At 32.8% G+C, this 9637-nt stretch carries 11 protein-coding genes; 3 read left to right on the top strand and 8 right to left on the bottom strand.

What is annotated here, in order from left to right:
• Positions 1-10 precede the first annotated feature (10 nt).
• From QZ657_RS16635 to QZ657_RS16615, 5 genes are all read right to left on the bottom strand, one after another.
• The gene (locus QZ657_RS16635; protein WP_091903409.1) at positions 11-583 is read right to left on the bottom strand and encodes a Crp/Fnr family transcriptional regulator; all 573 of its coding nucleotides are present in this window, start codon (positions 581-583) and stop codon (positions 11-13) included.
• A 197-nt stretch (positions 584-780) separates the two neighbouring features.
• Complete coding sequence (locus QZ657_RS16630) at positions 781-1284, bottom strand: outer membrane beta-barrel protein (RefSeq protein WP_291968167.1); 504 nt, start codon at positions 1282-1284, stop codon at positions 781-783.
• A 142-nt stretch (positions 1285-1426) separates the two neighbouring features.
• The gene (locus tag QZ657_RS16625) at positions 1427-1984 is read right to left on the bottom strand and encodes a hypothetical protein (RefSeq protein ID WP_291963435.1); all 558 of its coding nucleotides are present in this window, start codon (positions 1982-1984) and stop codon (positions 1427-1429) included.
• A 7-nt stretch (positions 1985-1991) separates the two neighbouring features.
• Entirely contained in the window at positions 1992-2210 is a 219-nt protein-coding gene (locus QZ657_RS16620) for a DUF6500 family protein (RefSeq protein WP_291963434.1), read from the bottom strand.
• A gap of 3 nt (positions 2211-2213) precedes the next feature.
• Entirely contained in the window at positions 2214-2786 is a 573-nt protein-coding gene (locus QZ657_RS16615) for a pentapeptide repeat-containing protein (protein WP_291968166.1), read from the bottom strand.
• A 190-nt stretch (positions 2787-2976) separates the two neighbouring features.
• On the opposite strand from QZ657_RS16615, the gene QZ657_RS16610 reads away from it, so the two are divergent.
• Positions 2977-5565 carry a cyclic nucleotide-binding domain-containing protein gene (locus QZ657_RS16610; RefSeq protein WP_291968165.1) on the top strand — a complete coding sequence of 863 codons (2589 nt, stop codon included), beginning with the start codon at positions 2977-2979 and terminating at the stop codon, positions 5563-5565.
• A gap of 135 nt (positions 5566-5700) precedes the next feature.
• Here the strand turns inward: QZ657_RS16610 and QZ657_RS16605 are convergent, their stop codons facing one another.
• Positions 5701-5904 (bottom strand): CDGSH iron-sulfur domain-containing protein, encoded by a 204-nt coding sequence (locus QZ657_RS16605; RefSeq protein WP_276471287.1) that lies wholly within the window; start codon positions 5902-5904, stop codon positions 5701-5703.
• A gap of 150 nt (positions 5905-6054) precedes the next feature.
• Here QZ657_RS16605 and QZ657_RS16600 point away from each other — a divergent pair, with 150 nt between their 5' ends.
• On the top strand, positions 6055-6690 hold the full coding sequence (locus QZ657_RS16600; RefSeq protein WP_291968164.1) for a CatA-like O-acetyltransferase: 636 nt from the start codon (positions 6055-6057) through the stop codon (positions 6688-6690).
• A gap of 13 nt (positions 6691-6703) precedes the next feature.
• Here the strand turns inward: QZ657_RS16600 and QZ657_RS16595 are convergent, their stop codons facing one another.
• Positions 6704-8197, bottom strand: a complete 1494-nt coding sequence (locus QZ657_RS16595; RefSeq protein ID WP_291968163.1) for a sensor histidine kinase — start codon at positions 8195-8197, stop codon at positions 6704-6706.
• A gap of 214 nt (positions 8198-8411) precedes the next feature.
• On the opposite strand from QZ657_RS16595, the gene QZ657_RS16590 reads away from it, so the two are divergent.
• Positions 8412-9098 (top strand): GNAT family N-acetyltransferase, encoded by a 687-nt coding sequence (locus QZ657_RS16590; RefSeq protein ID WP_291968162.1) that lies wholly within the window; start codon positions 8412-8414, stop codon positions 9096-9098.
• Between the two features lie 194 nt (positions 9099-9292).
• Here QZ657_RS16590 and QZ657_RS16585 read toward each other — a convergent pair.
• Positions 9293-9637: hypothetical protein (locus QZ657_RS16585; protein ID WP_291968161.1), on the bottom strand; the 345-nt coding region annotated here is incomplete at its 5' end.

The following is a 9637-nucleotide window of genomic DNA, read 5'->3' as shown; positions in this document are numbered from 1 at the left end:
AAGCCTATAATTAACTATTAAACCGACTTAAAGTCTCTCTGGATACGCCTAAATAAGAAGCGATTAATTTTTTAGGAACGCGTTGTATTAATTTTGGAAGTTTATTTAATAGGTATTCGTACCTACTTTCTGCGGTCATTGTAAGCAAAGACAAGATTCTTTGCTGTAAATTGATATAACCGTGGTTGGATTTAATTCTGAAAAAGTTGGCAACAGCAGGAACCTCAAAACAAATCTTTTCCCTGTTTTCCAAAGACAAACAGAAAAACTCGGAATCTTCAAGACAATCCACAAAAATGGTTCCAGGCTCTTGATGCTGAAAAGCACAATGATCGCTCACCCAATAGTCTTCCATAGCAAATTGAAGAATGTGTTCTTTGCCTTTCTCATCTATGGAATACGCCTTTACCAAGCCTTTAATAATCCAATATTCAAAGTCTACAGGTTGCCCCACTTGTATTAAAAATTGGTGTTTTTTAAGACTTTTAAATTCAAAATGCGATTTTACAAAGTTCCACTCCTCATCAGTTAAAGAAACGATTTCTTCAAAATGTTGTCTTAGTAACTGTAACTTGTCTTCCATAAAGTAAAAATAAGCTCCTTAGTTGTAAAAGCAATAGTGCAATGATTATGTATTCTTACATAGTAAATTAAGAAATATATTGGAGATTAATGGCAATAATGTTTAATTGAAATTAAAAAAGGCGTTAAAGGTAATATAAAGAAAAAGGGTGGCTTACATTGTTGTAAGCCACCCTTATATTATTATGAAAAGTGTTTTTATAACTTGTAAGTGATTCCTATTCTTCCTCCACTTACAACATTACCACCACCTACTTGAAGGTTTATTGCAAAGTTGTCATCAAAGAAATAGCGGCCACCAACTTGTAAACCTATACCAAAATTATCAACGTCAATACCATCAACAGTACTTCCATTGAATTTTGTAGACCAGCTATAGTAGGATAAATTAGCTCCTGCATACAAATCCCACTGACTTGGAATTTCAAATACTTCATTAAAATGATAATTTCCATTTCCTGTTATACCAAATATAGTACTCTTAGAGCCAGCTATAAAGTTGTCTGTGTCCGTTTGATAAGATAATTCACCACCAACAGAGATATTTGGTGCAACACCATATTCTAAACCTGCGTAAATAGGTACGCCCCATCCTGAGAAGCCTACTCCAGCATTTGCCTGTAATGCTCCTTCTTCTAATGGTGATTGGGCGTAAGTAAACCCAATTGTAAATAATGCTACTAATAAAGTGATTTTTTTCATGGTTAACGTTTTGACTAATAATCAGTTAAAAAATTGTTGTTTTTTAAATTAAATATGTGCGAAAGATAAATAAATTAAATAAGTGTAAACCTTTATTAATTATCAAATTGGACATGGTAAAACAATTTTTTTATTTTTCCATCTATTTTTGATTTTCAAACAACTCAATCGCTTTTAAGTAATTAGTAGCGCCGTTCATAGTCATGTCATTTACAAAACCATCTAGTTTTGGGTGCTTTGTTTTAATAAAACTAACTAACGAATCTTTAGTTTGGTTCCATGTATCCCAATTTACATCAATATAATCTAACTCTTTAAACTTTGAAATTTTTCCTGAAGCAAAAGAAACCTTGACTTTCAATTGTAAAGGATTGTTTTTTAAAAACGAATTACGAATGTTCTTTTGACGTATAGTTACTATAATGTCATCGTTTTCTTCGCTCAATTCAAGTATTTCATATGACGGGTCAAAAATAGAATCCCACTTATAAAATTCGTAAAAACCAATTTTGTCAAATGGCATGACATAATCACCGGAAACTATTGTAACACTATCATTGACAACTTCTTTAATTCTGTTGTACGTACCACTGTCTAAAGCTTTATAGTATGTGGTTACAACATCTTTACGGCTTAGTTTTTCTTTGCTGCAGCAGGTTAATATAACAATGATAGCCAAAATTAGAAGTGAGTTTTTCATAGTTCTGTTACTCAAAAGTTTGTATCATCTGTTTGATTTTTACCGCTTTTTCAAAATGGTCTAGTTTATGCTCTAAGATCCACCACTTGGCCACCTCCATTAAAAGCTCCGGATTGTCATTTTTATTTTTGAAAAAAGCATAGAAAGATAGCCCTACATTTTCTCCTTTGGCAGCTATTTTAGCATCGCAAACCTGTATAATTTTTAATTTAATGTCTTTGTTCATGTGTTATTCCAAGATTTTCAATTGGTATTTATGTAATAATCCTTCGAGCATATCTTTTGAAAATATAGCACCTTTAATCGTGTTGTTTTCGGGGTCTATGCTAAAATCGGTTGCAGTGCTAAAATCTGCCTTTTGTAAATTTGTTCTTGAAAAGACGGTACGTTTTAAGTTACAGTCCATGAATTTGGCACTGCTTAAATCACAGTCACTAAAATCTGCCTCTTCAAGTTTACATGCGTTAAAAAGTTGACCTATCAACTTTAAATCCGTGAAAATGGAAAAACTTAAATTACAGTCAAAAAAGACAAAACTCATTAAAAAACTGTTGCAGGTGTGGAACGCTAAACCCATAAGCTTACAATGCGAAAATTTTACTTCGTTAAAAGTGGTGTTTACTATATTGGCATTGCTAAGATTACAATCAATAAACTCGCATTCCAGAAAAATTTGGTTGTCTAAATATCCTTTAGAAAAATTACAACCTTTAAAAATGCAGTTTTCATATTCTGCCTTTGGTAGTCCTTGGCTTGTGTAGTTCTCTCCTTTAAAGGTTTTATCTAATATTAATTTATTCACAGAACATTGAATTCTAATTAAGGGTAGGTAAGATAGTAAAACAGAACATTAAAAATTGAATTTAGTTATTCTAAGTTTAATGGGGTATATTTTATCTTTTTCGTCAATATCAATTTGTTAAAATGACAAATTGGTTTTAATGTTGACAACACTTCTTTTTTCAACTTTATCTGGTTAAGTTAGAAGGAGTATGATACACAATAATAGACTTTTAAGGCAAGAGATTACTACTGACAAATTGAAAACATATTTTCCAAAAGGAAAAATAAATACCTATAGCAAAGGATATGCTATCAGTTATATTCATAAAAAGGTTAAAACATTTAGATGGTTATTGGAAGGTAGTGTCAACTACTATATTTCATTGGATAATCCGGAAAGCGATATTCTGGTTTGCCAAAACTCAGAGCCATTTTCTACTGTTGGCCTAAACGGTTTCAATACTCCCAAAAGGTTTACTTATAAGGCTACCGTTGCTTCCCCAAAAGCTTCATTTTTTGAAATTCCGTTTCAAGATTTGGAAGCGTATTTGAAAAAAGGACATCAAAATATATTATTGAAGAATATTGGGGCAAAGTTGTACCGTGTTCTACATACGGCATTGTTAAAGCAAACAGAATTGCTGAGTCCGGTAAGATTTCAACCTTTTGTGGAAGACAGGAAGTTTTTTATATCGCCCGTTTCTGAACAAGAAGAAATTGTTTCGTTAATGAGGCGCTCACCGTTTTTAGATTATTTCGAAGAAAAAAACTTGGAAGCTTTGGCCGCATTGGCAGAGCGAAGAGAATATGAGCCAGATGAGGTATTGTACGTACAGGACGGCTCTAGTAACGGGTTATTTATATTGATCCATGGAGCAGTGACTATTAAAAGAATAGAGAACACGATCGAGATCAAACAACGCTCTATTAAAAATTCTGGTTTTGTGTTTGGATGGTCTTGTCTATTAAAGGAAAAAGATATTTGTTCGGCAATAACCAATACAAAGACCTCTGCCTATTTTATTCCTGAAGGTGATTTAATGAAATTGTTTAAAGATGACGATGTCTTTGAAGGTCAATTCTTTAAGCGATTACTTTGGCTTATGGGCAACCAGCTCAATGCCGCTTTTGTTCGTTATGTCGGTTTATTGGGCAAACATAATTTACAAGCGGTATATCAATTGATCAAAAATAATAAGTCTAGGTTATTACTGTCATCGCCTTTACACCAAGTGCCTCATCTATTAAAGAGTATTACGACCAAACCACTGGCTTATGATGCTTTGAACACGTTGGTAAAAAAGGGATCGTCCTTAGAACGTCATATTGCATCTTTAAGCTTAGAGCTACTGGTTGAAGATCAAAAAGAGCATAATTTTGTGAACGGTTTACAGCAAATTTATGAAAGCGTAGCGGAAAAGAACGGCAAAAATCCAAAACTGAACAGAAAGATATGTGCAGAAGAGACTGTTAAAGTTTTTAAAAAGGTACCGTATATTATTGAGGGGAAAGAGAATTTGCCCAATGATTCTGGTAATATCTTTATTTATAACCATCTTTTGAACGACCCATACTATACCCTAAACAATAATTTTCAGATAACTTTAGATTCACATTTTTTAAGTGCAATGGTATTATATGAAAAATATAAAGAGCCAGGAATAAGGACAGTGCGTATTGGGCAAGGACAAGAATATGGCCATCAGAATTATTATGACAATCTTGGTTATATAAATGTATATACCAAAGAGTCCGAACAACCTAGTGCCAATAGTAAAGAAGAGGCAAGAAGTATATTTTATAGGGAAGCATCAAAACATTTACAACAAGATTATAATTTGATCATTAGCCCAGAAGGTACTTCATACAGAACCGATGAATCACCCGGTCCTTTTAAAATGGGCGCGTTTAAATTGGCACTACATACAGAGCCTGAACCTTATATTATACCCGTGGTCATGGTAAATTTTGATCATAGAATAGGTAGGTCGTTATATTACTGTGCAATAAAAGAACCTTTTTTGTTGAGCGAAAAAGTACCTTCTAAAAGTAATGCGGATTTATATGCGTTTATGGTAGAATATCAAAAGAAATACGTTGGTTATGTACAACAGGCCATAGAAAGGGCAGAACAATTAAACGTTTCTTCTTCTGGGGCGGACAGTTTAGAAGAACCGCCTGCCATTTGGTGTAATGAAATCAAAAGATTGAAAAGGAGAGTAGCCAAATTAGAGACTCAAGAGAATTTAATAGCTTTTTATGGTAGCTCTTCGGTACGTTTGTGGGTAAACATGAAAACAGATCTTAGTCCGTTTCATGTGGTAAATCTAGGGTTTGGGGGGTCTACATTTGCTTGGTGTATTCATTATTTTCACGAAATATTTGCCGATGCCAATCCTTCAAAAATTGTGCTATATGCAGGCGAGAATGACCTAAACGAAGGTAAAACTCCACAGGAAGTACTTTCTGGGTGTATGGAATTGGTTGGTTTGATACAGCATAAATATCCTGGGGTAGAGCTTGCGCTGATCAGTTTAAAGCCCAGTGTAGAACGTGAGGCATTAATTCCACTGATTATGGAGACCAACCTAATGCTATCAAAATATTTCATTACAGAGCTGAACGCGCAATATATCAACGTATTTGCACAAATGATTACTACGGATAATAGACCGATACCAGAATTATACCTTTCTGACGGATTACATTTAAACAAACAAGGCTATGCACTGTGGAGCAATGCTATTAAGAAAGCACTACAGGCAGCAGATAGCCTTGAGTTAGAACAACAAATGTAATTTTTAATTTTTGCTGACCCATTTACAACTACAAATATTGCCGGTAATTTTAAGTTGAGTATAGTATTGTACCTATGTTCATTACAATGGGTCACAGTTACCCATAATACGTAGATTTGTATGATGTAAAATAGCCTACCCTTGCCATTCTATTTTTCTGTGCGATCCATCACAAAATGGTTTGTTTTCCGATACACCACAACGACAAAAACCTGTAGTCCCTTCTTTGGTGACAATTTCACCCGATGCTAATTGAATCTTTAAATTTCCTTTGATTTTTAACGGCCCGTTGTTTGCCACAATAATATCTGTAACACATTGATCTTTGTTTTCTTCCATAGTATTTTTAGTAAAATAAATTAATAAAAGTGAAGTAACGTTCTTTATTTAAAAGACACAAGTTATCATAATTTTAAATTGAAATTTGAGGTTGTATATTTAATGCCGCAAGAAACCGATGATAACTTATTGTCAAAGTATAGAACAAAGATGAAAAAGGAAATAGATATAGCTGAGTGGAATAGAGCGGGTCATTTTAAGTTTTTTTCGCAGTTCAGTGAGCCCTTTCATGGTGTAACCGTTAAGATTAACTGTTCTAAAGCTTATGATTTTGCCAAACAAACCGGTAATTCATTCTTTCTTGTTTATTTACATAGAACATTAAAGGCGGCAAATTCCATTGCCCCGTTTAAATATCGTATTGAAGAGGGTAAAGTTTTTGAGTATGATGAGGTTCATGCATCACCTACCATTGGTAGGGATAACGGTACTTTTGGTTTCCATTATATTAAGTATAAAACGTCTTTTATTGAATTTAGAGATGCGGCCAATAAAGTAATTGCAGATGTAAGGAAATCAACTGGATTGGAATTGCCTGAATGCGGATTAAACGTTCTACATTGCTCTAGTATGCCATGGTTAGACTTTACGTCTGTTTCCCATGCACGACATTTTGAATTTGCAGACAGTTGTCCCAAGATTTCATTTGGTAAAATGACGGGTGAAGGAGAGAAAAAGACTATGCCCGTTTCAATACACGCCCATCATGCTTTAATGGACGGTTATGAAGTTGGTTTGTTCGTTGCAGAGTTTCAAAGGTTAATGTCCTTAGAAGGTGAAGCTTAAATTAGAATTTAATTCATTCACCAGCCTTAGATTTTTTAAAACGTAAAATGAATTCGGTGCCCTTATTGATTTCGCTTTTACAAATTATTTCTCCATCGTTCATTTCTACGAAATCTTTGGTGATCATTAACCCAAAACCAGTGCCTTTTTCCCCACTGGTACCTTCACGAACCAGAGCGCTATGGTTGTTCTTGTTTTTTGAGTCGTCATGCCAATTCGTATGCATACCCAGTCCAAAATCTTTGACCCTTATTTCCACATTATCAGAAATACATTCAGAAGTCAATAGTACTTTTTGACCCTTTTTACTGAACTTTATGGCATTGGAAACTAAATTACGGAGCATAACTTTCAACATATTTTCATCAATAAAGAGTTCATGGCAAGAAATGTCTAGCTCTATTTCTATGGCCTTATCATCTGCCATACGTTGAAACTCATTTTTTATACTTTTAAAAAGTGTATCTAAATCGCAATTTTTTTTATTTAGAGTCACCCCTTCTAATTGCTTATAAGACCAATCTAGCAATACATTGACCATAGAAATTCTTTCAATTACTTCATTTTTTAATTTAATCGTAATATTCTTCAGGTCACTTTCATCTAACTGGCTTTCTATCATTTCAATGATTGTACTTACATTATTCAGCGGACCCCTAACGTCATGGGTAAGTAGCGAAAACAATTTGTTTTTAAGTTTATTTACCTTTTCAAGTTCTCTGTTTTGGTTTTCTAAGTCTTCTTTGGCTAGTTGCAAGTGTTTGGTCTGTTTTGCTACTTCGGTTACCAGTTTATTGTTTGCCTCTATTTGAATTTTAATAGTATTATCTTCAATAGATTTATACTTGTAACTGACCAAAATGGAGAAAAGAATTAATTGTAATGTAACAAGAGTGGAAGTGATCAATATGATAAGGTTCGAATCTATTTCATAATATTTCTGTAAAAACCATGCTCCAATATAAAATATAGAACCAAGTAAATAGGGGGAATAAGAGTATAAGTAGTATTTATTGAATTTTTCTGCATGATATAAACGCAGTCCTGAAAATAGACTTAAGAGTGCAGTTGAAAGCGCTGTAACTGCAGCTAGCATTACAAAAGAGGTATTCAACCAATTAACTTTAGTAAACAAATTATTTAAAATGTGCACACCAGGTAGACATATCATGATAATTGAAAATGCGCTATAGACTGCAGATAACTTTGGGTGGTTGTTTTTGGTAATGTTCAAATAGCTTTTAGTAAACATTAATAATCCAAAAGTGGAAATCATTGCCGTGGTAAGCGTCGCTTTTTCAGCAATTAAGAGAATTTGGTCACTATATGCACCCTTTAAAAAAATAGATAAACTCCAATGCAAGGTCAACCCGAATATTAAAATAGAATAATAGAGTAATATCTTGTGCCTTAGAACAAAATAAGAGAGAAGGTGGTAAACACCAAAAACGCCAAAAATTGACGTGAATATTAATGGTATTAAGTTTCTAAAATCAATTGTATTCATCTAATGCTTGAGAATTGATTAAGAGCTCAGATTATATTTGCATTGCTATAGTATTGATACCTCTTTCTCCTTGAATTTATGATATTTAATCGAGAATTCTACAATTATCTTTATGATAGTTTGCTGATACAACGATTTTTTCACATTTTTTATTCAATAAATGTATAGTTGAGTAAGGAATCAATATTTTGGCAATGATTATAATTTTGTTACAATGGCAGACTTAGATACACAACTTAAAAACCCTGTTTGGTATGCATTAAATGAAACACATAAAAAATTTTGTGTTGAATATGATGGAGTGCAATTCTATGATCAAGAGGTGTGCACTTTTGGAGCTTTTTTTGATGAAGGAAAAACTGCGAACGCTTCAAAACAATATTCAAAAACTACCGACAGTTTCTTTTTTGTTTCAGAAAAAAAAACACCAGTAGTAGATGAAACTAAAATAATTTTAGAGAAGAAAGTTGATGGTTGCCAAATGGTATTAAATGAATTGTCAGATGTTTTGATAACAGAAGATATAGTTCTGTTGAGCGATGAATATATAGATGAGGTGTATGATTTGGTATGGTTGGTAATGCCCGGTTATTACCGTAGAAGAACTTTTGAAATGGGTAATTATTACGGAATTTTTAAGGATGGTAAATTGGTTTCTATAACTGGCCAAAGGATGCAGACCAATCTTTTTATTGAGGTAAGTGCCGTGGTAACCCATCCTGATTATACCAGAAGAGGTTTGGCAAAACAACTTATAGCTCATACAACAAAAGAGATTTTGAATAAGAATAAGCAGCCTATTCTACATACCAATAAAGGAAACTTGGCAATACCACTTTATAAGAAGTTAGGGTATGAACTTACTAGGGATATGAACTGGTGGTTGTATCGTAAGATTTAAGTTACACTACTTTTCATGCAATTTATTTCTCTTTTTAAACTTTCTACTTATTATTAATTATATTTTTAAGAATCTGTATATCGGTAACTATATACAACATTACACCGATTAGATGAAAGTTAATTTAAATAGGTGTTTAAAGATTTTATTAAGTGTAATAAGCTTAGGTTGTTTTATATCTTATCTGATGTGGGTTATTTGTTCTTCTTGTTTTTTTCAAACCTAGATGCGTAAGGTATATAAGCGAGAAATCCTGAAAAATAAACAATTAGAAATCCGTAGTATTCAAAACACAAACCTATTAATTTAGATGATAAATACCCTAAAAATATTAGGAAGCCTAGCCAAAAACATTGAATAAATGTTGAAAATATTACTATTTCAAATTGAAACAAATTAGCATTGTCATTTTTTTCTTTAAACTCAGTAATAGCTATTATAGAGGCTATAAAATTTGATATTATTGCTAATGAAATACATATTGACCCTATAAGAATGAAGTCATTTTTTAAATATATATTATTAAAAAAATAATATAT

This window comes from Maribacter sp., assembly GCA_020629415.1.
GTDB lineage: Bacteria > Bacteroidota > Bacteroidia > Flavobacteriales > Flavobacteriaceae > Maribacter > Maribacter huludaoensis.
Note: the sequence above shows the minus strand (reverse complement) of the source record. Positions and strands in the feature narration are given on the sequence as shown.

Coding starts and splice junctions, on each gene's coding strand:
- QZ657_RS16635 (WP_091903409.1), bottom strand. CDS start 583: ATGGAAGACAAGTTACAGTTACTAAGACAACATTTTGAAGAAATCGTT.
- QZ657_RS16590 (WP_291968162.1), top strand. CDS start 8,412: ATGGCAGACTTAGATACACAACTTAAAAACCCTGTTTGGTATGCATTA.
- QZ657_RS16605 (WP_276471287.1), bottom strand. CDS start 5,904: ATGGAAGAAAACAAAGATCAATGTGTTACAGATATTATTGTGGCAAAC.
- QZ657_RS16610 (WP_291968165.1), top strand. CDS start 2,977: ATGATACACAATAATAGACTTTTAAGGCAAGAGATTACTACTGACAAA.
- QZ657_RS16630 (WP_291968167.1), bottom strand. CDS start 1,284: ATGAAAAAAATCACTTTATTAGTAGCATTATTTACAATTGGGTTTACT.
- QZ657_RS16595 (WP_291968163.1), bottom strand. CDS start 8,197: ATGAATACAATTGATTTTAGAAACTTAATACCATTAATATTCACGTCA.
- QZ657_RS16620 (WP_291963434.1), bottom strand. CDS start 2,210: ATGAACAAAGACATTAAATTAAAAATTATACAGGTTTGCGATGCTAAA.
- QZ657_RS16600 (WP_291968164.1), top strand. CDS start 6,055: ATGAAAAAGGAAATAGATATAGCTGAGTGGAATAGAGCGGGTCATTTT.
- QZ657_RS16625 (WP_291963435.1), bottom strand. CDS start 1,984: ATGAAAAACTCACTTCTAATTTTGGCTATCATTGTTATATTAACCTGC.